The 22022-nt window shown below is 72.8% G+C and carries 14 protein-coding genes; 7 read left to right on the top strand and 7 right to left on the bottom strand.

What is annotated here, in order from left to right; genetic code table 11:
- The first annotated feature begins 204 nt into the window (after positions 1 to 204).
- Together ACGFIO_RS12930 and ACGFIO_RS12925 are read left to right on the top strand one after the other, a co-directional pair.
- Positions 205 to 738: a SigE family RNA polymerase sigma factor gene (locus ACGFIO_RS12930; protein WP_392825826.1), complete on the top strand. Its 534-nt coding sequence runs from the start codon at positions 205 to 207 to the stop codon at positions 736 to 738.
- Positions 725 to 1915 (top strand): hypothetical protein, encoded by a 1191-nt coding sequence (locus ACGFIO_RS12925; RefSeq protein ID WP_392825823.1) that lies wholly within the window; start codon positions 725 to 727, stop codon positions 1913 to 1915. The genes ACGFIO_RS12930 and ACGFIO_RS12925 overlap by 14 nt, the downstream gene beginning before the upstream one ends.
- 59 nt (positions 1916 to 1974) lie before the next feature.
- On the opposite strand, the gene ACGFIO_RS12920 is transcribed toward ACGFIO_RS12925, so the two are convergent.
- Together ACGFIO_RS12920 and ACGFIO_RS12915 are read right to left on the bottom strand one after the other, a co-directional pair.
- On the bottom strand, positions 1975 to 3894 hold the full coding sequence (locus ACGFIO_RS12920) for a Xaa-Pro dipeptidyl-peptidase (protein ID WP_392825821.1): 1920 nt from the start codon (positions 3892 to 3894) through the stop codon (positions 1975 to 1977).
- 70 nt (positions 3895 to 3964) lie between these two features.
- On the bottom strand, positions 3965 to 4330 hold the full coding sequence (locus ACGFIO_RS12915; RefSeq protein ID WP_392825819.1) for a hypothetical protein: 366 nt from the start codon (positions 4328 to 4330) through the stop codon (positions 3965 to 3967).
- Positions 4331 to 4400: 70 nt separating this feature from the next.
- Here ACGFIO_RS12915 and ACGFIO_RS12910 point away from each other — a divergent pair, with 70 nt between their 5' ends.
- The 3 genes from ACGFIO_RS12910 to ACGFIO_RS12900 all read left to right on the top strand — a co-directional run bounded on the left by ACGFIO_RS12910 (position 4401) and on the right by ACGFIO_RS12900 (position 12106).
- A complete protein-coding gene (locus ACGFIO_RS12910) occupies positions 4401 to 5282 on the top strand; it encodes an SMP-30/gluconolactonase/LRE family protein (protein WP_392825817.1) in 882 nt (293 codons plus the stop codon).
- A gap of 114 nt (positions 5283 to 5396) precedes the next feature.
- Positions 5397 to 6620 carry an alpha/beta hydrolase family protein gene (locus ACGFIO_RS12905; RefSeq protein ID WP_392825815.1) on the top strand — a complete coding sequence of 408 codons (1224 nt, stop codon included), beginning with the start codon at positions 5397 to 5399 and terminating at the stop codon, positions 6618 to 6620.
- A gap of 218 nt (positions 6621 to 6838) precedes the next feature.
- Positions 6839 to 12106 (top strand): diguanylate cyclase, encoded by a 5268-nt coding sequence (locus ACGFIO_RS12900; RefSeq protein WP_392825812.1) that lies wholly within the window; start codon positions 6839 to 6841, stop codon positions 12104 to 12106.
- 13 nt (positions 12107 to 12119) lie between these two features.
- Here ACGFIO_RS12900 and ACGFIO_RS12895 read toward each other — a convergent pair whose 3' ends face one another.
- Together ACGFIO_RS12895 and ACGFIO_RS12890 are read right to left on the bottom strand one after the other, a co-directional pair.
- Complete coding sequence (locus ACGFIO_RS12895; RefSeq protein ID WP_392825810.1) at positions 12120 to 14858, bottom strand: ATP-binding protein; 2739 nt, start codon at positions 14856 to 14858, stop codon at positions 12120 to 12122.
- Complete coding sequence (locus ACGFIO_RS12890; RefSeq protein WP_392825808.1) at positions 14825 to 15028, bottom strand: hypothetical protein; 204 nt, start codon at positions 15026 to 15028, stop codon at positions 14825 to 14827. Before ACGFIO_RS12890 ends, ACGFIO_RS12895 begins: the two co-directional genes overlap by 34 nt.
- A gap of 215 nt (positions 15029 to 15243) precedes the next feature.
- On the opposite strand from ACGFIO_RS12890, the gene ACGFIO_RS12885 reads away from it, so the two are divergent.
- A complete protein-coding gene (locus ACGFIO_RS12885) occupies positions 15244 to 18198 on the top strand; it encodes a glycosyl hydrolase 115 family protein (RefSeq protein ID WP_392825805.1) in 2955 nt (984 codons plus the stop codon).
- A gap of 39 nt (positions 18199 to 18237) precedes the next feature.
- Here ACGFIO_RS12885 and ACGFIO_RS12880 read toward each other — a convergent pair whose 3' ends face one another.
- Positions 18238 to 18951 (bottom strand): polysaccharide deacetylase family protein, encoded by a 714-nt coding sequence (locus ACGFIO_RS12880; RefSeq protein ID WP_392825803.1) that lies wholly within the window; start codon positions 18949 to 18951, stop codon positions 18238 to 18240.
- Between the two features lie 135 nt (positions 18952 to 19086).
- Between ACGFIO_RS12880 and ACGFIO_RS12875 the strand changes: the two genes are divergently transcribed.
- On the top strand, positions 19087 to 20289 hold the full coding sequence (locus tag ACGFIO_RS12875) for a glycoside hydrolase family 27 protein (RefSeq protein ID WP_392825800.1): 1203 nt from the start codon (positions 19087 to 19089) through the stop codon (positions 20287 to 20289).
- A 63-nt stretch (positions 20290 to 20352) separates the two neighbouring features.
- On the opposite strand, the gene ACGFIO_RS12870 is transcribed toward ACGFIO_RS12875, so the two are convergent.
- Positions 20353 to 21201 carry an alpha/beta hydrolase family protein gene (locus tag ACGFIO_RS12870; RefSeq protein ID WP_392826414.1) on the bottom strand — a complete coding sequence of 283 codons (849 nt, stop codon included), beginning with the start codon at positions 21199 to 21201 and terminating at the stop codon, positions 20353 to 20355.
- A gap of 218 nt (positions 21202 to 21419) precedes the next feature.
- Positions 21420 to 21890, bottom strand: coding sequence for a type IV pilin protein (locus ACGFIO_RS12865; RefSeq protein WP_392825798.1), 471 nt, complete (start codon positions 21888 to 21890; stop codon positions 21420 to 21422).
- Positions 21891 to 22022: the final 132 nt, after the last annotated feature.

The following is a 22022-nucleotide window of genomic DNA, read 5'->3' as shown; positions in this document are numbered from 1 at the left end:
AGGTCCGCCCGTGAGTATTGACCTCGTTGCACGGCAGGCAGGTCCTCCTCCCGGTTGCGTACGGGGGAACCGGGCGGACGACCTGCCCCCGGGCACTTGATGAGCTGGGCCCCGCGAGTTGGGGCCCAGCATCTTTTTTTCTCCGGTCGTGCAACCCTTCGGCGGGACGGCACCGTTCCACCTCCGTCATGAGGAGGCAGCCGATTGAAAGCCGACGACGAGCAGGCGTTCCGCGAGTTCGTGACGTCACAGATGGCGTCCTTGCGGAAACTCGCCTACGTGACCTGCGGGGACTGGCACGCGGCGGAGGACGCCGTGGCCAACACGCTGGTCAAGCTTTACCCACGCTGGCGCAAGCTGGAACGACCGGATCTGTACGCCAAGACCATGGTCCTGCGGGCCGCGATCGACGAGAAGCGCCGTCCGTGGCGGCGGGAACGGTCGGCCGGCGACGCCCTGCCCGACACCGCGGTGAGCGACGCCAGCGGGGTGACCGCCGAGCGGATGCGCCTGCGGTCCGCGCTCGCGGCGGTGCCCGCCCGCCAGCGGGCCGCCGTGGTCCTGCGGCACTACCTGGGACTCAGCCTGGAGGACACGGCCGGGATCCTGGGCTGCACCGTGGGCACGGCCAAGAGCCAGGCGTCACGCGGGCTGGCCAAGCTGCGCGCACTGCTGGCGGCCGAGGGCATCAATCTCACCGGGGAGACGATCGAGGAGTGGACCCATGCAGCTGCGTGAATTCGTGGACACCGTGACCGCCGGCGAGCCGCCGCTGACGCACAGCGCGGACGACATCGTCGCGGCGGGCCGCCGGGCCGAGCGGCGCCGCCGGGCCGCGCTGGCCTCGGCCGGCGCCGCCGGGCTGGTGGTGATCGCGGTGGCCGGTGCCTTCGCCCTGCCGGCGCTGGCCGGCCGGGACGCGACCGGGCCGGCCACGGGCGGTGCGGCGCCCGCGGCGGTTGCTCCGGCGCCGGCCGCCTTCGACTTCACCTTCCAGGGGTACGAGGTGGGCAAGTTCCAGGTCAAGGATCCGGTCGTGGTGTCCACCGCGTACCAGATGTCGTCGATCTACATGGATGGGCGGTACACCAACGACGAGTCGGTGGGCGACGTCAGCGCCGCCGAGCTGGCCGCCAACCGCTCCCGGCCCAGGCTGAACGCCTTCCTGACCGTCTACCGGCCCGGTGCGTTCGACCCCAAGGGCATCGAGAAGGGCACCGAGCTGACCGTGGCCGGTCACCGGGCGGTGCGGGCGACGACCCAGGTCTACTCCGACCCGCCGGACGTCCCGGGCGGCGACAAGCTGCTGGCCTGGGAGTACGCCGACAACGCCTGGGCCACCGTGACGTCGCACTCCAACGACGCCGAGGAGCCCTCCTTCGCCGACCTGGGCACGCTGGTCCCAGGCCTGAAGCAGGGCCCGGCGCGGCCGGCCACGCTGCCGTTCACCGTGGGTCACGTGCCCCTCGGGTACCAGGCGGTGCAGGTCAGTTCGCACGCGTCGATCGGGCTGGGCGGCATCAACCTGGCCCGCGACGGCGTCTACGGTGCCGTCGAGTACGGCCGCGAGGCGCCGCCGGCCACCGGCCTGACCAAACCCTGGGAGCAGGGTGAGCAGGGACGGCCCAGCGGCACCTTCATGATCACGGTCCTGCCCGGCGAGAAGTCCAACTCACCGGCCGAGGCCGGGAAGACCCGGTGCTTCAAGTGGCACGCGTGCAACATCTGGAGTGCCGACGGCAAGGTGGTGATCGAGGTCGCCGCCGGCGGTGCCGGCACGCCGTCGAGGACCTCGACCCCGTCCCGCGGTGACCTGACGGACGCCGAACTGACGAAGATCGCCAAGTCGGTCAAGCTGGCCGATCTGACGAACGACCGCGGCTGGACGCCGGCCACCCGGGCCGTACGTCCGTAACCGAACCGCCCGGGAACGGCGGCGCCACGGGTGACGCGGCGCCGCCGTTCCGTGTCACATCAGGGCAGCAGCGGCCGGGCGGTCCGGCGCGACAGCTTCGCGGCGGGCGCCGGCTCGGTCGTGACCGGCGGTGCCGTGGCCCCGGCGGGCGGCAGCGATCCGTTGGCCAGCGGCAGCGTGAGGGCGCTGCGGGCCAGGTCCAGTTCGACCGTGGCCCCCGAGGTCGACGGCGACGAGTACTCGTTGTCGCTCTGTTGCAGGATCAGCCCGAGGACGTGCCCGGAGCGCACGATCTGGTCGGTGGCCTGCAACGGCACTGTCACGTCGTACCAGCGGCCGGGCTGGAGCGGCGTACGGAAGGACAGCGACACGCGGTGGGCCGCGTCCCGCCAGCCGCGGGTCAGGACCGCGTGGTCGCTGGTCACCACGTCCTCGGCGGCATCCAGATAGCACGCGTCGTCGGCGGCGGTCGACGCACCCCAGCACGACTCGGTGCCCAGCGTGGTGATGCCCTCCTCCGGGCCGAGGTAGTTGACCCGGGCGGCGGTGCCGTAGTCGACCAGCCGGGCCGTGAGCTCGGTGGTCGGCTGGTCCACCCGCACCCGCAGCGTCGCCGCCGGGATGCCGGAGATCCGCAGGTCACGCCGGAGGGGGGCGGACAGGAAGGCCACCCGGCCGGGCACCGGCGTGTTCGGGGTGGCGGTCGCCTCGGCCTCGGACAGGTTCGGGTTGTCGGTCCAGGTGCGCTTACCGCGGCTGGGTGACGCGCCGAGCGTACCCGTCATACCGTCGCCCTGACCGAGACCGACCCGCACCGGCCGGGCCCCCACGGCCGGCCAGCTCGGCTGGTCCACCCACGTGCCCGGCGCCGTCTCGATGCTGGCCCGCGGCTCCCGGTCGATGCCGTTGTGCAGCCCCTGCAGGTAGAAGTCGAACCAGCGGTGCAACGTCTCGACCCATGCGGCCCGGCGGAAGTCGAACGGATCGACGTGGCTCATCTGCGACAGCCAGATCTTGCGCGGCACTCGCAGCTGGTTCCACCACAGCGCGAACTCCGAGGTCGGGACGTTGGTGTCGTTGAGCCCGTGTACGACGAAGACGCTGGCCCGGACCTTGCTCGCGGCCGGGCGGTAGTCGCGCTCGGCCCAGAACCGGTTGTAGTCGCCGGTCTCGTCGTCACTGCCGGTGGCGAGCTCCTCCAGGTTGGCCGCGCAGGCCCCCTCGGGACGGCCGCTGACCACCTCGCTGAGGAACGTCGCGTAGCCCGGCGAGCGCAGCACACCGTTGTAGCGGGTGTAGTCGTACCAGCTGGAGATGCCGGCGATGGGCACGATCGTGGCCAGCCCGTCGACGCCGGTCGCGGCCACGCCGTTGGCGATCGAGCCGTCCCAGGACTTGCCGATCATGCCGACCTTGCCGGTGGTCCAGCGGGTCGCCACGGCCGGGGACCCATCGGCGTACGAGGCCCGCGCCCGCCCGTTGAGCCAGTCGATGACCGCCTTGGCCCCGAGCACCTCCTCCCGCCCGCCGACGTCCTCGCACCCGGTCGAACGGTTGGTTCCCGGCAGGTCGACGGCCACGAAGGCGTACCCGCGGGGCACGAAGTAGTTGTCGTAGAAGAGCGGCTCCTTGGTGATCGTGCCGCTCGCGTCGTACTCCTTGAGCTCGCCCTCGTTGCCGCGCCCGCAGCAGGAATAGTAGGGAGAAGCTTCCATGACCACGGGTACGCGCAGGTGAGCGGCTGCCGTCTCCCGCGGCCGGACCAGATCCACCGCGACCTTGTCGGGCGTGCCGTCGTGGTCGCCGTCGAGCGAGGTCTGCACCCAGACGCTCTCGCGGATGGCGTTCTCGTAGGAGTAGACGGGCACCGTGCCGGTGCCGCGGACGTGCGGAACCCCGGGTGCCGCCTGGGCGGGAGCAGCCAATAAGGCCGCGGTGACCGCCGCCCCCGCGACAGCGGCAAGGATGGATTTCATCATGGTCTTCGATGTAAGAGCAGTGCGCCGCCGACCGCAATGACTAGACACCGTCGACTTTGATCGGTCCGTGTCATTCGCCCTCGCGCGCGTCTCGCAGCACCAGCAGGATGTATTCGACGCCGAGCGTGAGGACGGCCAGCACGACCGCGACCAAGAGCGCACGCAGCGCACTCGCTTCGAGCCAGGCGACGCCCGGCGAGGGTGCGTCGACACTGGCCGCCCACCGCTGCACCGCGCCGCCCGGGCAGGACGAGGAGCAGCCCACGCCGGCCTGGGCGCCCGCCCCGAGCAGGCCGGCGACGACACCCACTAGGCAGGCTGTAGGGGCCAGCAGAGCGAACCACAACCGGAACCGCCGGGTGCCGCGCCACCACGAGAGGACCCACGTCGCCAGGATGAGGATCGACGGGAGCCAGTCGGTCAGCGTCGGCTCCACCGGCTGATGATATCGGCGCGGCGCTCGCCGAAGCTTGATGCGGCCCACCGGCGGAGGAATAGTCGACGCCATGGATCTCAGGGTGATCGCCGTGCCGGGCCACGGTGCCGAGGACGTCGTCGTGGCCCCCGGCGGTGTGGTGTACACGGGCACCGAGGACGGCGTGATCCATCGGATCGACCCCGACGGACGGCCGGCCGCCGTCGCCGACACCGGTGGCCGGCCGCTGGGCATCGAACTCCTGCCCGATGGCCGCCTGCTGGTCTGCGATGCCCGCCGCGGCCTGCTGGCCGTCGAGCCGTCCAGCGGGGCGATCGAGGAGCTGGCCGGCGGCATGCGCTTCTGCAACAACGCCGCGGTGGCCGCCGACGGCACGATCTACTTCTCGGACTCCTCCACCGTCCACCCGATCGACGAGTGGAAGGCGGAGATGGTCGAGGTGACACGCACCGGCCGTCTGCTCCGCCGCACCCCCGACGGCGCCGTCACCGTCCTGCGTGACGGCCTGGCCTTCGCCAACGGCGTCGCTCTGGCCGGCGACGAGTCCTTCGTGGCGGTGGCCGAGACAGCGGTACGCGCCGTCGCCCGGCACTGGCTCACCGGCCGCGACGACTACCTGGTCGAGAACCTGCCCGGCTACCCCGACAACATCGCCCGCGGCAGCGACGGCCTGATCTGGGTGACGATCGCCAGCCCGACCGACCCGGTGGTGGAACGCATCCAGCGCGGCCCGATGTGGATCCGCCGCCAGATCACCAAGATCCCCGAGGCGCTCCAGCCGGCGCCCAAACGCACGGTCCGCGTCCAGGCGTACGACGACGCCGGCCGTCTGGTCCACGACCGCACCGGCGACAGTCTCCACTTCCACATGGTCACCGGCGTCCGGGAGCACGACGGCCGCATCTGGATGGGCAGCCTGCACGAGTCGGCCATCGCCGTCCTCACCCCTTGAGAAGCCCCGTTTCCCGGGCCGGCGTTCGAGAACATCCACAGTGGTGCTGACCCCACCTGAAGTCTGCGGTCTTCAGGATGGTGGCGGGTACCGCGCGGAAAATAGCGTTCTCGCATGACCAGACGCATCTTCTCGTTATGCATGATCGGCACTCTCGTCGTCCTCGCCGCCGTCGCGCCGGCCGCCGCCGCTCAGCCCGCTACCGCTGGCGGGCGCGGTGAGGTCGTCGCCGTCAACGCTCTCCGATCGCTCGAGCGGGTCGCCGACGTGCGCGCCGAGCTGGCCGGCGCCGGGTTCGGCACCGATTCCGTCCGGTTCGGCGTGGACACCTTCCAGGTCGTCTACCGCACCGTCGATCCGGCCGGGCGGCCCACCGTCGCCAGCGGGTTGCTGTCCCTGCCGCGCGGGGGCGGCAAGGCTCTGCGCGCGGTCGTCTACACGCACGGCACCGAGATCAACCGGCTCGACGCGCCGTCGATGTGGCGGGACGGCTGGGGGGCCGGCCCCAACCTGACGTACGCCTCCGCCGGTTTCGCCGCGATCGCGCCGGACTATCTCGGGCTGGGTCTCGGGCCGGGCACCCACCCCTTCCTCGATCTTCCGTCCGAGACCAGCGCCTCGCTCGACATGCTGCGGGCGGCTCGCCGTCTCGTCGCCGACGGGGGCCGCACGCTGGACCGCGGCGTCCTGCTGACCGGCTTTTCGCAGGGCGCCAGTGCCGCCACGGCTTTGGGCCGCCACCTGCTGGCGGGCGGCGACCCGTGGTTCCGGCTGAGGGCGCTGGCCCCGATCTCCGGCGCCTACGACTTCCGCCGGGTCGAGCTGCCCGCCCTGCTCGGCGGCACGGTGCCCCGACCGTACAACGTGGGCTACCTGTCCTACCTGGTCGTGGCCTGGAACAGGTTGCACGGCCTGTACGCCACACCGGGCGAGATCTTCGCCGCGCCCTACGCCGCGACCGTCGAGAAGCTCTTCGACGGGTTGCACGCCGGGCCTGACCTGGCCTCGGGCCTGCCGGCCACCCCGCCGGAGCTGTTCACGCCGCGCGGCCTGGCCCTGCTCCGCCACCCGACCGGTCCGTTCGCGGCTGCCCTGGCCGTGCACGACGCCTCGTGCGGCGGGTTCGCCGGCCGGGTGCCGGTGCGGCTGTTCGTGTCCCGGGCCGACGAGCAGGTGCCGGCGGCGAGCAGCGACCACTGCCGGCGGGAGCTGGCCGGGGCGGGCATCGACGCGCCGATCGTGGATGTGCCGGTCCCGCCGGATGCCGAGACGGCCCACCTGACCAGCAACATCACCGGGACCGCGCAGGCCGTCGCCTGGTTCACCGGCCTGGCCTGAATCGCGGACCGCCGAGGCGGAGCCCGCTCGTTCCGACCTCGGGCGAAGTGAGACCGTTGAGGCGGCGCGGGCGGGCGCCGGCTTCGGCCGAGGGGACCGCTCGGGTCGCTGTCCGGTTCATCGATCTCGATTGAACCGGGTCAGCGGCTGGTCGGAGGTGGTGCCAGCGGTGGCCTGGGCGTAACGTCCGGTGGACCGGTCGGGAATGGAAGGACACGGTGACCGCGATCTTTGGTATGCCGCCGGGGTCCTTCTCGGATCTCGAGGTGATGTCGCAGCTCGGGCGGGGTGCCGAGACCGTCGTCTACCGTGTTCGCCGGCACGGCGGTGAGTACACGCTCAAACTGCTGTCGACCGCCGACCCGGAACAGGCGCTGACCGACGTGCGGCGGGAGGCCGCCCTGCTGGGCAGCGTCGGCCATCCGTTGCTGCCGCGGATCTTCGAGGTCGGGCGTACCACCGCGGGGCCCTATCTGATTCTGGAGTACATCGACGGGCGGCCGTTGTCGCAGACGCTGCGGCGCGGCCGGCTCGACGAGGAGCAGACCGTGCGGCTGGCGATCGACCTGGTCGGGCCGCTGACCGCCGCGCACCGGGCGGGGCTGGTGCACCGCGACGTCAAGCCCGACAACGTGATCATGGAACCGGACGGCACCGCACGGTTGATCGACTTCGGACTGGCGGCGCGCGGCGGGACGCAGGACGACCGCGTCGCGGGGACGCCACGGTACAGCCCGCCGGAGCAGACCGGCATGCTGAAACGGCCGGTCGACGGGCGCTCCGACCTGTACGCGCTGGGCGCGCTGCTGCACGAGGCGGTGACCGGCCAGCCGCCGTACGTGGCCGAGGACGCCGGTGAGCTGATCCGGCTGCACGCCACCGCGCCGATCCCACACGCGCACGGCGCGTCCCCGACGCTCGCCTCGATCATCGTCACGTTGCTGGCCAAGGACCCGGACGACCGCTACCAGAGCGGCGAGAGCCTGGAGGCCGACCTGCGCCGCCTGGCCGCCGACCCGGGTGCGCGGTTCACGGTGACCGCCGGTCGGCGCGCCACCCCGTCGGGCCGCCCGGACCGGATGGTCGGCCGCGACCAGGAGATGGTCGACCTGGCCAACCGCTGGTTGAAGGCCCGGGCCGGAGCCGGCGGCGCGGCCGTGGTGGAGGGGCCGGCCGGTGCGGGCAAGACCCGGCTGGTACGCGAGCTGACCACCGCCGTGGCCAAAGACGGCGACCTGGTCCTCTACGGCAAGTGCGTCGCCGACGACCCGGTGCCGCTGGCCCCGCTGCGCGGTGCGGTCGAACGGTTCCTCCGGACCGTCGAGCGGCTCCCCGAACCCGAGCGGGCCGAGGCGGTCGGCCGGCTGCGCCAGGCGGCCGGGCGAGGCGGCCCGCTCCTGCGGACCCTGTCACCGCTGCTGGCCGACCTGGTCCACGCACCCGAGATCACCGAGCTCAACCGGCACGAGCAGTTCGTCAGCGCGGTCGCCGCGTTCCTGATCGGGCTGGCCGACGAGTTCCAGGCCGCCGTCCTGCACATCGACGACGTGCAGTGGCTGGACGGGCCGACCCGCCGGGTGCTGCAGCTGATGACCAGCCGGCTCACCGGCACCCCGCTGCTGGTCATCGCCACCAGCCGGGACGACGCGGAAAGCCTGGCCGGGCTGGACCGGTTCGGCACCGACATGGACGCCACGCTCGACACCCGGATCAGCCTCGGACCGCTCGCCCAGGAGGCCGTGACCGAACTGATCGCCGAGCACCTGGGCGCCGTCCGGCTGCCCGAGGAGCAGGTGGTGGAGCTGGCCGTCCGGGCCGGGGGCAACCCGTTCACGATCGGCGAGTACGTGCGGGCCGTGCTGGACGCCGGGCTGGTCACGCCGACCTGGGACGGCTGGCTGCTGGACCGGGTCGGGCTGGACCGCATCGAGCTGTCCGGCGACGACGCCGTCGACCTGGTTCTGCAGCGCATCGACGGGCTCGGCCCGGACAGCCGCGGGCTGCTGGCGGCGGGCGCGGCGGGCGGCCGGTGGTTCTCCACCGACCTGGTGGCCTCGGTCTGCTCGGTCGACCCGCGCCGGGCCCGCGGACTGCTGGCCGAGGCCGAGTCCCGCCGGCTGGTGACCAGCGCCGGGCCGGACGGCTACCGGTTCCCGCACGACCGCATCCGTGAGGCGCTGCTGGTCGGGGTGGACGCCGCCGCGCTGCGGCGGCTGCACCAGCGGATCGCCGAGCTCCTGGACGCGGCCGGCGACCCGCGCTACGTCTACGCGACCGCCCGGCACTACGCGCTGGGCGAGACCGGCTCCCGGCCGCAGCGGGTCTACCTGACCGGGTTCGCGGCCGGCCGGCTGGCGCTGACCGAGCACGCGCCGGCCGAGGCCCGCGAGTTCCTGGAGGCGGCGGCCCGGGCCGCCCAGGACGCCCGGATCACCCCGACCTCCGAGTTCCTGTTCGCGCTGGGCACCAGTTGTGCCCGGACCGGGCGGTTCGACGACGCCCTGCAGCACCTCGACCACGCGTTGAGCATCGAGCCCGACCGGGTCCGCCGGGCCGAGATGCTGGCCCACGTGGCGCAGGTGCACAACCACGCGTGGAGCCCGGACCGCGCCTTCGACGCGGTCTGCCTGGGGCTGGCCGAGCTGGGCACGCGGTTGCCGCGCAGCCGGGTCGGGCTGGGCCTGACCACGCTGGCCTCGGTGGTGCTGGGGCTGCTGGCCGGGCGTACGAAGATCGGGTTCGGCACCGCGCAGGGCCGGCAGCGGGAGCGTTACCGGCTGCAGGCGATCCTGTTCGACATCGCCACGTTCGCGCTGTCGATGCGGATGCGCCGGGCCATGCGCGCGCTGATCAGCCTGCGCGCGCTCTATCCGATCAACCGGCTCGGCCCGGGCCGGGAGTACGCGCAGCACATGGCCGGCCTGGGCGTGATCGCCGACGTGGCCGGCCGGCCGGGGCTGGCGACCCGGCTGTACGACCGGGCCGCCACCGTCGCCGCCGGTGTCGGTGACCCGGAACTGGCCGGCTACGTCGAGTGGAAGCGTGGCGCCGGCAGTCACATGGGTGGCCGCGACGACGATGGGCACGTCTGGGGCCGGGCCCTCACCGACCACGAGCGGTGGCTGGAGCTGGGCGACTACCTGACCGGCGTGTCGACCGTGTGCATGCAGTACTTCAAACGTGGCCGTACCGCCGACGCCGAGGCCTGGTACCAGCGGGCCCGGGCCCGGCTCGGCCCGGAGGCGGAGGCCGAGGGCGCGGCGATCCGGGCGGTGGCGGCGGTCATCGCCGCGCAACGCGACCGGCCGGGGGACGCCGCGACGCACATCGAGGCGCTGGGCCGGTTCCTGCGGGCCAACCCGGACAACCCCATGCAACTGATCAATCTGTACGGTGCCCGGCTGGTCGCCCTGGTCGAGCAGGGCCGGCTGGGCGAGCAGTTCGACCGGCTGACGGCCGAGTTCGCCGGTCTCGGCATCAAGCCCCGGGCGATGGTCCCGGAGCAGCGGGTCTACTTCGTCTACGAGGCGCTGGGCCGGTTGGCCCGGTGCCGTCGGGCCGCCGCGGTCCCGGCGGCCGAGTCGGTCGCCCGGGCGACGCCCTCGCCTGTGGCCGAGGCGGCCGAGGCGGTCGACCGGCTGCGGACGATGGCCGACAGCAAGCCGATGCGGGCGTTCTACCAGGTCGCCCGGGCCGATCTGGACGTCCTCGGCGGCCGGCCGGAGGAAGCCCTGCGGGCCCTGGCCGACGTCGAGGTGCGGCTGCTGCCGCTGGACGCGCCGTTGATCGAGTACGAGGCGGCCCGGGTCCGGGCCCGCGCGCTGACCGCCTTGGACCAGCCGGCCGCGGCGGCCCATCAGGCCCTGGTGGCCCGGACGATCGCCGCCGAGCAGCAGTGGCCGCAGCGCGTCCGGTGGGTCGCCGACGAGTTCGGTGCCGGCGCGGACGCCCCGGCCGAGCCCGGCCCGCCCGGGGCCCGCCAGGACTCCGGTGACCGGGCCGAGCCCGGTGCGGCCCGTTACCGCCGCCGGCTCGAGGCGTTGCAGCAGGTCAGCCTGGCCTCGGCGACGATTCTGGACCCGCGCGGGCTGGCCCGGGTCGCGCTCGACGAGACGTTGCGGATCCTCGGCGCGGAACGCGCGTACCTCTTCCTCCTCGATCTCGATCTGAACCAGCTGGTGCCGCTGGTCGGGCAGGACGCCGAGGGCAACGACATCCGGCAGCTGACCGGGTACAGCTCCACACTGGTCGACCGGGTCCGGCACTCGGGCGAACCGCTGGTGGTGACCGGCAGCGAGGAGGGCGTGGCGCTCGGGTCACAGAGCGTGCGGGTGCACGGCCTGCGCAGCATCCTGATCGCGCCGCTGAAGTTCGACGGGCACCTGCGCGGCGTCGTCTACCTCGACAGCCGGGTCGCGAAGGGCGTGTTCACGAGCGACGACGTCGACATCCTCAAGGCCATCACCAACCATGTGGCGGTGTCGCTGGAGACCGCGCGGGCGGCCCAGCTCGAGGTGGCGGTGCAGGCCGCCCGGCGGCAGCGGGACGTGGCCGAGACGCTGCGGGCGGCGATGGCCGACCAGAGCTCGTCGCTGGACCCGGACGAGGTGATGCGCCGCCTGCTGACCAGCCTGACCCAGACGCTCGGCGGCGACTCGGCGGCGCTGCTGACGTTCGCCGGGGACGAGACGTTCGTGGTGGCGGCCACGCACGGCGCCGCCGCTGAGGCCGGGACGGTGCTGCACTCCGTACCCTTCGAACTGCTCGAACTGGCCGGGCCCAGGCTGGGGCGGATGTCGCTGGGCGGGCTGCTCGGGGCGGCGCGGATCTGGTGGGCGATTCCGGTGGCCGAGCGCGGTGCGCCGGTGGGTGTGCTGCTGGTCGGGGCCGGGCGGGACGACGAGATGACCGACGCCCGGACGCAGATCGCGGCCGCCCTGGCCGAGCAGGGCATGACGGCGTACGAGAACGCCCGGCTGTTCAGCCAGGTGCGGCGGCTGGCCACGGTGGACGGTCTGACCGGGCTGTTCAACCGCAACCATTTCTTCAGCGAGGCGGAACGGCAGCTGGACCAGAGCCGGCGCCGGGGCCGGGCGATCGCCGCGATCATGGTCGACATCGATCACTTCAAGCGGATCAACGACACGTACGGCCACCCGGTCGGCGACGAGGTCATCCGGATGGTCGCCGACCGGCTCGGTGCCGCGGCGCACCCCGACGACGTGATCGGCCGTTACGGCGGTGAGGAGTTCGCGATCGTGACACCGCATCCGGCGTACGCGTCCGACCTGGCCGAACGCCTGCGCCACGTGGTCGCCGACGATCCGGTGCCGACGGCCGCGGGCGACCTGCCGGTGACGATCAGCGTCGGCCTGGCCCACCTCGTCGACTCGGACGGCGACCTGCGCCCGGTGCTGGCCCGCGCCGACGGTGCCCTCTACGAGGCCAAGCAGGCCGGCCGTAACCGGGTCCGGACGGCCGCCTGAGTCCCGGCCCGGCTCAGCTTCCGGAGATCGCGCCGCCGACCTCGGTGCGGGACGAGACGCCGAGTTTGCGCAGGATGTTGGAGACGTGCACGGCGGCCGTCCGGGGGGAGATGTAGAGGCGGCGGGCCAGCTCGGTGTTGGTCAGCCCGTCGCTGATCAGCACCGCCACCTCGCGTTCGCGCGGGGTCAGCGCGGCCGGCCCGGTGACCGCGGCCGGCGTTCCGGCCGGGGCCAGGCCGAGCCGGGCGCGGACCTCGTCGAGTGCGGCCACCCGCCACCCGGCCCAGTCGGCCAGCAGGGCCTCGGCCGCCTCGACCTGGGCGGTGGCCTCGGCCCGCCGGTCGGCCGCGAGCAGGCAGCGGGCGGCGCCGACCCGGACCGTGCCGCGGGTCGCCGGTCCGAGGATGTGCGCCTCGGTGATCGACAGGTAGCCGGTCAGCGCCTCGGCGGGCCGGCCGTGCGCCTCGGCCACCTGCGCCTCGACCAGCGTCCGGTAGCTGTCGTAGACCTCGGCGTCGAGCAGGGTGGCGGCCATCGCGTCGAGCCGGTCGACCGGCAGGCCGAGGGCCAGCGCGGCCGAGATCAGGTCGTGGGCCTGTTCGCCGCTGCGCCACGGCTGCTCGGTCAGGGCTTCGAGGAACTCGCCCAGGGCGGCTTCGGCCCGGGGCCGGTCGGAGCGGCGGCAGGCGACGTTGAAGGTCAGGCCGGGCAGGGTCGGGGCCGGGTTGTTGGGCACGGTGGCCAGGTCGGCGATCAGGTCCTCGACCCGGTCGAGTTCGCCCGCCTCGAGGCAGAGGCCGGCCAGGAACACGCCGTGGTAGTCGGCCCAGCGGCCCCGGCGCAGGTAGCCGCGGTCCTGCTGGCGGCCCTCCTCGAGGGCGGCGATGGCGCCGCGCAGGTCGCCGGCCCGGATCGCGAGCCGGGCCCGGCCCTGGAAGTAGGTGGCCACCGCCAGCGTCTCGAAGCCGGCCCGTTCGGCGTCGACGCGCATCCGTTCCAGGATCTCGGCGTGCTCGGCCGGGTCGGCCGGCGGCTCGCCGTGCACCAGCGTGTTGAGGGCCCGGGCGGCCAGCACCCACTCGCCCGCCCGCTCGGCCTCGTCGACCAGCCCGGAGAGGATCTTGCGGCCCTCGGCGGCGTCCTGCGGACGCTCGGTGAGCGTCGAGCCCTTCTCGACCAGGGCGGTCAGCCGGACGCTGGGCAGGTCGAGCTGCTCGGCCAGGGCCAGGGCGCGGTCCGACCAGAGCAGCGCGGCGTCGAGGTCGTCGCGCAGGTAGGACGACTGCGCGATGGCGGTCATGGCCCGGGCCTGGTCGGCGCCGGGCGGCAGCTGGGCGATCAGTTCCTCGATGTCGTGGGTCAGGGCGACCATCTCGGCGAACTCGCGGGACTCCCAGGCGATGCGGACCAGCTGGTAGAGCGAGCGGGCCCGGTCGGTGGTGGTGGACGCGAGGTCGCGCCAGCGCCGGCCGTAGCGCAGGGCGTCGTCGAGCAGGCCGGCCAGCCAGGCCGCGCGGGCGGCGCCGGCCAGCAGGTCGGTGTCCTCGGGCACCTCGTCCAGGTCCATCTCGGCCAGTTGCAGGGCCTGGTAGGCGGAGCCGATGGAGAGGTAGAGCTGGGTGCCGGCGCGGGCGGCGGTGACCAGGTCGTCGTAGCGGCCGGCGCCACGGGCGTGGTGGGCGACCATGGCCGGGTCGGATCCGCCCTCGCTCAGCAGTACGTCGAGGGCCGTCTCGTGCAGCCGCCGGCGCTGGCGGGCCAGCATCTGGTCGGCGATCGCCTCGCGTACCAGCGCGTGCCGGAACGCGAACTCGTCGTCGCCGGACTCGACCAGCACGCCGCGGGTGACCAGGTCGCGCAGCACGGCGATGAGCTCGTCCTCGCCGGCCCCGGTGACGCCGGCCAGCAGATCGAACGGGACGCGCTGGCCGAGCACGGCGGCGGCCTCGACGATCCGGTGGCTGACCGGCTCGAGCTCGTCGACCTGGCGGCGCAGCACGTCGGCCAGCCGCCACGGCAGCGGTTCCGCGACCAGCGCCTCGAGGTCGTGGGCGGACGTGGCCCGCAGCAGCTCCTCGAGGAAGAACGGGTTGCCGCCGGTGCGGTGGTGCAGGGCCGCGGCGGCGCGCATCGGTGCCAGGGTGCCGGTGGCCGCGGCCAGCATCGCGGCGGTCTCGGCCGGGGTCAGGCGGTCCAGGCGTACGTGGGTGACGGTGTGCCGGCGTTCCATCCGGGCCAGCAGCCCGGCCACCGGGTGGCGGTGGGTCACCTCGTCGGGCCGGTAGGTGCCGATCAGCAGCCGGGCGCCGGGCTGGTCGGCGATCCGTTCGAACAGTGCCGCGCTCTCCGAGTCGGCCCAGTGCAGGTCCTCGAAGACCAGGATGGCGGGGGCGTCGCCGATCAGGTCGGCCAGCAGGGTCAGGCCGGTGTGCAACCGTTCGACCGGGCTGCGCCGGGCGTCGGCCAGGGCCGCGAGCTGGCTTTCGTCCACCTCGGACCGTCCGTCGATGGCGTCGAGCAACACTTCGTACGGCCGGGACAGCGACCCGGGTTCGGCCTGGCCGACCAGCACCACGGTGTCGGCCGGCACGGTGGCCAGCAGTTCGCGCACCAGCCGGGTCTTGCCGATGCCGGGCTCGCCGGCGATCAGGGCGACGGCCGGTTCCCGGGCCGAGGCGAGCCGCGCCAGCCGGCGTAGCTCGCCCTGCCGTCCGATCATCACCGGGCCGGCACCGCCGCGGATGGTTCGCACGAGGCCAGGTTACCGGTGGGCCGCCGTTGGGCGGTCGTCACTCGGCCGGGGCGCCGAGCCCTGCGGGCGTCGCGGGCGCGGGCCAGCAGGCGCCAGCGGTCGGCCTCGTCGACCAGGTCGCGGTGCCGGTCGCCGGCCAGCGTCAGCATCAGGTCCGGGTGGGTCATCATGGCACTTCTCCTCTGTCCGCCGTTGATGTCCCAATCCTCGGCCGGCGGGGGAGTCGCCACATCGGAACCGCCTACGTATCTTGCCTGGTCAGAGTGCTTTAGGCGGGGCGCTCAGGCGGTCTAGGCATACCTATGCGGAGCCTTGACTGAATCGACATCGGTCTCTACCTTGCGAAGGGTGTCCGGAATGTTTCCGGAAGTTTCGGGGAGGCCGCATGCCCACCGTCGCGCCGCTGCTCGCCCTCACGCTGATCGCGCCACTGCCCGCGGTCCCCGCCACACCCACCGGCCACCCCGGTCCCACCGGCGGTTACGTCGCCTTTCGGGACGGGCCCGGCCACTTCCCGGTGGTCGCCGGCCGGCGGGCCGCCCCGATCGTGGTCAGCACCGCCGACCACGCCGGCGTCATCCGGGTCACCGACGACCTGCGGTCGGACCTCGGCCAGGTCAGCGGTGTGCGGCCGGCCGTCGCCTACGACCGGGTGCCGGCCGGCGCCGAGCCCGTCATCATCGGCACGCTGGGCCGGAGCCCGCTGATCGACCGGATCGTCGCCCGCGGCCGGCTCGACGTCCGGGACCTGCGCGGCAAGTGGGAGACCACTATCGAGCAGGTGGTGACCGACCCGCTGCCGGGCGTAGGCCGGGCCCTGGTGATCGCCGGCAGCGACCAGCGCGGCACCATCTATGGCGCCTACGACCTGTCCCGTGCGATCGGGGTCTCGCCCTGGTCGTTCTGGGACGACGTACCGGCCGCCCGGCACGACGCGATCTACGTACGGCCGGGCCGGCACACCCAGGGCACCCCGGCCGTGAGGTACCGCGGGTTCTTCATCAACGACGAGAACCCGGCCACCGGCACCTGGGCGCCGCGCTACTTCGGACCGGGCAAGGAGCCGGGCCACCCGGGCGGGCTCAACGCGGCCTACTACGCCAAGGTGTTCGAGACCATGCTGCGGCTCAAGGCCAACTATCTGTGGCCGGCCGTCTGGGGCCGCGCGTTCGCCGAGGACGACCCGCTCAACCACGCCACCGCCACGCTGTACGGGGTGGTGATGGGCACCTCGCACGAGGCGCCGATGATGCGCGGCATCGAGGAGTGGAACCGGCATCCGAGCGGCACCGGCGAGTGGAGCTTCGTCCGCAACGCCGCCGCGATCAAGGCGTACTGGCGGGACGGTGCGCGGCGCATGAAGGACGAGAACATCGAGGGCGTCATCACCCTCGGCATGCGTGGCAACGGCGACGTCAGCCTGCCCGACGGCGACGGCATCGAGCTCATGTCGTCCATCATCGACAGTCAACGGCAGATCCTGCGGGAGACCGGGCTGATCGACCGGCCCCAGGTGCAGACCCTCTACAAGGAGGTGCAGCGTTACTGGGACCAGGGCTACCGGCCGCCGGACGACGTGACAGTGGTCTTCTGCGACGACAACTGGGGCAACCTGCGCAAGCTGCCGGACGCGTCGCTGCCCGCGCGCGGTGGCGGCTACGGGATGTACTACCACTTCGACTACGTCGGGGCCGGCCGCAACTACAAGTGGGCCGACACGGTCAACCTGACCAACAACTGGGAGCAACTGCACCGGGCGTACACCTCGGGGGTCGACCGCCTGTGGATGGTCAACGTCGGCGACCTCAAGAACGAGGAGGCGCCGACCCAGTTCTTCCTGGACTACGCCTGGAATCCGGCCGCGGTCCCGGTCACCGGCATCGAGAGCTGGCTCCGGGCGTACGCCGCGGAGAATTTTGGTCCTGCTCTTGCTCCGGTGGTGGCCGATCTGCTGCACGAGTACGCCACGCTGCAGTCCCGCCGCAAGCCCGAACTGCTGAACCGGCGGATCACCGGGGAACCGCCGGAGGTCGTCTTCGATGATCAGGGCAACCCGTTCAGCCTGACCGCCTACCGCGAGATGGATCGGGTGACCGGGCAGTGGCAGGCGCTGGCGGCCCGGGCCGACCGGGTGCGCGGGCTGGTCCCGGCGGCCCGCCAGGACGCCTTCTACCAGCTGGTCTATTACCAGATCAAGGACACGGCGCTGGTGTACGCGTTGCGCCAGGCCCAGTTCACCAACATCGAGTACGCCGAGCAGGGCCGCGCCGCCACCAACGCGCAGGCCGCCCGGGCCGAGGCGCTGTTCGCCCAGGACCAGGCGATGAGCGACTACTACAACACCCGGCTGGCCGGCGGGAAGTGGGCGGGCTGGCAGACCCAACCCAAGATCGGGTACGGCGACGTCGAACGCTACGGCCCCAACGCGCCGTGGCAGCAGCCGGAACTGAACAACGTGGCCCTGCCCGACGCGATCTACCCCCACCTGAAACGGATCACCGTGCCCGCCGCGGCCGCCCTGGGCGTGGCCCTCGACGGCGGCGACCGGACCACCCTGCCGTCGTTCAGCCCGTGGCAGGCGCAGCCCGCGCAGTACATCGACGTCTACAACAAGGGCACGACCCCCTTCGCCTACCGCATCGTCCCGGGGCAGCCCTGGGTGCACGTCACACCGTCCTCGGGCCGGGTCACCGACCAGGTCCGGGCCACTGTCACCGTCGACTGGCTCCGGGCTCCGCGCGGCCTGACCACCGTGCCGCTCACCGTGACCGGCGCCGGTTCGCCGGTCGTGGTGCGGGCGCCGGTCAACCATCCGTCGCTCCGGCCGTCCGGGTTCCTCGAGGCCAACGGCTACGTGGCCGTGGAGGCCGACCACTACAGCGGCAAGGCCGGCGACTGGCAGCTGCTGCCCGGCATCGGCCGCACCGGAAACGGTCTGACGCCACTGTCGAAGGGACGCCTCGACTACACGATGACCCTGACCTCGGCCGGGCCGGTGAAGGTGGCGGCCTACCTGTCGCCGCGCAACAACACCCTGCCGACGCCCGGGCTGCGTTACGCGGTCTCCATCGACGGCGCCGCACCGCAGGTCGTCGACATCATCGGGGCGACCGGATCGAACGACACCACGATGAACAACCAGTGGGCCCGCAACACCTCGGACAACATCAACGTCACCCGGACCACGCACACCGTCGACCGGCCGGGCCGGCACACGCTGACCTTCTGGGCGGTCGACCCGAGCGTGATCGTGCAGCGGCTGGTCGTCGAGACCGCGCCCCAGCCGTACAGCTACTTCGGGCCGCCCGAGAGCAGGCGTGCACCTCGACCCGGGCGGTGACGCGGCCTTGGCCGCGGCCGTCCCGCGATCACTGTCGCGTCAGGGGCGGACGGCCCTGGCGTGGAAGACCTGGCTGCCGAAGGGCACGTCGGCGGAGGTGCGCGCGATGCGGCCGGCGCACAGCCCGCGGGCGGCCAGGTCCTGGGCGATGAGCGGGACGGCGTCGATGGTGGCCGGCGGCCAGTCGTGCATCAGGATGATCCCGCCGGGCTGCAGGGTGTGCGCGGCCGCCGCGATCTCCTCGGCCGTGGTGCCGGCCCAGTCGCGCGAGTCGACCGTCCACAACACCTCGAGCACGCCGATGCGGGCGGCGTCCGCGCGGACCTGGTCGTCGGTCTCGCCGTAGGGCGGCCGGAACAGGGCCGGCTCGCGACCGGTGAGGTCTCGCAGCACCCACTGCGTGCTGGCGATCTCCTGGAACGTCGCGGGCTCGCCGGCCTGGGGCAGGTGCGGATGGGTGAACGTGTGGTTGCCCATCCACATGCCGGCCCGGACCTCGCGGCGGACCTGCTGCGGCCGGTCGAGCGAGTTGTTGCCCTGGTTGAAGAACGTGGCCCGCAGGTGGTTGGCCCCGAGGGCGGCGAGCAGCTGGTCGGTGGTCGCGCTGGGCCCGTCGTCGTACGTCAGCCCGACGTACCCGGCCCGGCACTGCTTCCTCGGCTCGGCTTGCGCGGCGCCGGCCAGGCTCAGGACGACGAGGGTGCAGACCGCGAGCAGGGCGGTCACCCGGACACGGAAACGGCGTTCGCTCATGACTCCGCCAATCGAAATGTTCCGGAAGTGGAAACCTCTCCGTAACACTAGAAAGGGCAGCGACAGGCGTCAATGCGTTGAAACTTCCGAGACTCCTGACAGCCTCCGCACAGGGCCGGCGGGAATGCTGACCGGGTGCGGATCCGAGCGGCGTTGCTGATCCTGACCCTGGTGCTGGCCGGCACCGTCGCCGGGGAACGGCCGGTGGCCGGGGCGCTGCCACGGGCCTACAACGGGCTCGCGGCGACGCCGCCGATGGGCTGGAACGACTACAACGCGTACGGCCTGGAGGTGACCGAGGCGCTGATCGAGCGGACCGCCGACGCGATGGTCGCGAACGGCATGCGCGACGCCGGCTACGCGTACGTGACAATCGACGACGGCTGGATGGCGGCCGGCCGGGACGCGGCCGGCAACCTGCGGCCCGACCCGGCCCGCTTCCCGCACGGCATCGCCGCGGTGGCCGGCTACGTGCACGCCCGCGGCCTGAAGCTCGGCCTCTACGCCGACGCCGGCCTGCGTACCTGCGGCGGCCTCGCCGGCAGTCTCGGGCACGAGCGGGCCGACGCCGCGCTGTTCGCCGCCTGGGGCGTGGACTACCTCAAGTACGACAACTGCTACGCCGGGCCGGGCTGTGATCAGGTCGACTGTCCCGGCGGCCGGGCGGCGCCGGCCCGCGAGCGGTACGCCGCCATGCGCGACGCCCTGCTGGCCACCGGCCGGCCGATCGTGTTCAGCCTGTGCGCCTGGGGCACCGAGGACGTGGCCCGCTGGGGCGCCGGCTACGGCAACCTCTGGCGGACCACCGGTGACATCTCGCCCACGTACGCCAGCATGCTCTCGATCTTCCGGCAGACCGTCGGCCTGGATTCCCGGGCCGGTCCGGGCGGCTGGAACGACCCCGACATGCTGCAGGTCGGCAACGGGATGACCGCCGTCGAGGACCGCGCCGAGCTGACCCTCTGGGCCGCCCTCGGCGCGCCGCTGATCGCCGGCACCGACCTGGTCCGGGCCGGCCCGGACACGCTGGCCCTGCTGACCAACCGGGCGGTCATCGCCGTCGACCAGGACCCGCTCGGCCGGGTCGCCCGGGAGGTCTCGGCCGCCGGTGGCCGGCACGTGCTGGCCCGGCCGCTGTCCGGCGGCGACGTGGCCGTGGTGCTGTTCAACGAGACCGGCACCACGGCCACCATCGGCACCACCGCCGAGGCGGTCGGCGCGTCCCCCGGCCCGCACCGCCTGACCGACCTCTGGGCGGGCACGTCCACCACGACCGGCGGCGACATCGAGGCCACGGTGCCGCCGCACGGCGCCCTGCTCTACCGGGTCGCGGCCTGACCGCGCGGGCACCGCCGGACCTCCCGGTCGCAGGGGCGGTGCCGCCGGGGGGATCGGACCCGGTCAGGCCAGGGGGCAGGTGCTGCGGTACTCCTCGATCGCGCTGCCCGAGGGGCCGGGGCAGAGGAACTGGTCGTAGCGGGTGTCGTCGTCGACGAAACGCTTCAGCCAGGACACCGTCTGCTTGGCGGTCGGGGTGTTGACGGTGTTGGGGAAGGAGTGGCCGGCGTTGTTCAGTTCCAGGTACGACTTCTCGGTCGCGGCCGGGATGCTGTTGTAGAAGAGGATCGCGTGGCTGTCCGGCGGCGCCGTGGTGTCGGCCTCGCCGCCGATGATCGCCGTGGGTACCCGTACGGTGCTCCAGGACTTGGTCGTGTGCCACGGGGCCAGCGGCACGGCGGCCTGCAGGGACGGCCGGGTGCGCGCGGCCTCGAGGCTGCCCCCGCCGCCCATCGAGTGGCCGGCCACCGCGAGCCGGGACGCGTCGACCCGGGTGCGGACCGTGCTGCTGCCGGTCAGGTAGTCGAGCGCGGCCAGCAGCTGGCGGCCGCGGGCGGCCGGTTGGTCCAGCGGCGACAGGGTCTCGATGCCGATCACGACGAAGCCGTGCGAGGCGATCCTCGGCCCGAGCCAGGCGAGGCTGGACCAGCGGGCGGTGAAGCCGGGGGAGATCGCCACCGCACCGAAGGTGCCCTGGCTGGTGTCGGTGGGGTAATAGACCACGCCGCCGCCGAAGGTGCTCTGGGCGGGGACGGTGACCTGGGCGACCGCGAACGGCCCGCGGGCCGCCTCGAGGATCGCGTCGGTGGGTGCGGGACCGCGCTCGTACGGGTTGACCGCGAGCGCGTGGGCGGGGGCGGCGCCGATGGCCGTGCCGATGATCAGGGCCAGGGCGACGGCGGGGGTTGCCATCCAGCGACGGAGGCGGGTGGAGGTGTGCACGCCGAACTCTCCTTCGTACCGACTCAGAGATCGACTGTTGCCAATCTCTGAGTCGGTACGATACCGGTCGGTAACCGGCCCGTATACATCCTGTAACAATCAGCGCGTTCTGGGCCTCTGGGCCGGCACGGGCGGCGAAGGCGCCAAATTCTGGCTCAGCGTGCTCGGGCGAGGATGCGCCCCGGGAATCAGGTGCAGTCGGTGAGGTTCAGCGCGGTGGCCGACGAGGCGACCGAGCCGCCGCTCGCGCTGTTGTAGATGTACCACTTGTCGCTGCCGCCGGTGTTGTTGGCGCAGAGCAGGTAGCTGCTGCCCTTGTTGATGAAGGCGAGCTGCGTCTTGTCCGACAGCGTGATGTTCTGGTTGGCGGTGCCGTTGGTGAGCGTGACGACACCCGAGCCGGCCGTGCCGTCGTTGGTTCCGCTGGCGGTGTTGGGGTACGTGTTGTTGTTGCTGGTGTAGAACTGTTCCACCGCGCTGATCGCGCCCCGCACGTCGGACTGCGCCGACTTGTCCGCCGCGCCCTTGCGGTAGTTCAGGTAGACGGGTACGGCGATCGCGACGAGCACGCCGATGATCACCACAACGACCAGCAGTTCGATGAGGGTGAAGCCCTCGTCGTCCTTCTTGGTGCGGAGCCGCTGGATGGTCTGCTGCATGAGGTCCTCCGTGTCGGTGCGGCAGCCCGGGGTTTGGCCGCCGTGCCGCCACTGATCGGTTCCCGGACCGCGGACTTGAGCCGAAGGTTTGGCTCTACCGGCGGGGCCGTGCAGAATTCATCGACGCCGATG

The sequence above is a fragment of the Actinoplanes sp. NPDC049265 genome, assembly GCF_043197135.1.
GTDB lineage: Bacteria > Actinomycetota > Actinomycetes > Mycobacteriales > Micromonosporaceae > Actinoplanes.
Note: the sequence above shows the minus strand (reverse complement) of the source record. Positions and strands in the feature narration are given on the sequence as shown.

Excerpts from the sequence above, each read along its gene's own strand:
- ACGFIO_RS12920 (WP_392825821.1), bottom strand. The coding sequence starts at position 3,894 with ATGATGAAATCCATCCTTGCCGCTGTCGCGGGGGCGGCGGTCACCGCG.
- ACGFIO_RS12925 (WP_392825823.1), top strand. The coding sequence starts at position 725 with ATGCAGCTGCGTGAATTCGTGGACACCGTGACCGCCGGCGAGCCGCCG.
- ACGFIO_RS12885 (WP_392825805.1), top strand. The coding sequence starts at position 15,244 with ATGCCCACCGTCGCGCCGCTGCTCGCCCTCACGCTGATCGCGCCACTG.
- ACGFIO_RS12890 (WP_392825808.1), bottom strand. The coding sequence starts at position 15,028 with ATGATGACCCACCCGGACCTGATGCTGACGCTGGCCGGCGACCGGCAC.
- ACGFIO_RS12905 (WP_392825815.1), top strand. The coding sequence starts at position 5,397 with ATGACCAGACGCATCTTCTCGTTATGCATGATCGGCACTCTCGTCGTC.
- ACGFIO_RS12865 (WP_392825798.1), bottom strand. The coding sequence starts at position 21,890 with ATGCAGCAGACCATCCAGCGGCTCCGCACCAAGAAGGACGACGAGGGC.
- ACGFIO_RS12910 (WP_392825817.1), top strand. The coding sequence starts at position 4,401 with ATGGATCTCAGGGTGATCGCCGTGCCGGGCCACGGTGCCGAGGACGTC.
- ACGFIO_RS12870 (WP_392826414.1), bottom strand. The coding sequence starts at position 21,201 with ATGGCAACCCCCGCCGTCGCCCTGGCCCTGATCATCGGCACGGCCATC.
- ACGFIO_RS12880 (WP_392825803.1), bottom strand. The coding sequence starts at position 18,951 with ATGAGCGAACGCCGTTTCCGTGTCCGGGTGACCGCCCTGCTCGCGGTC.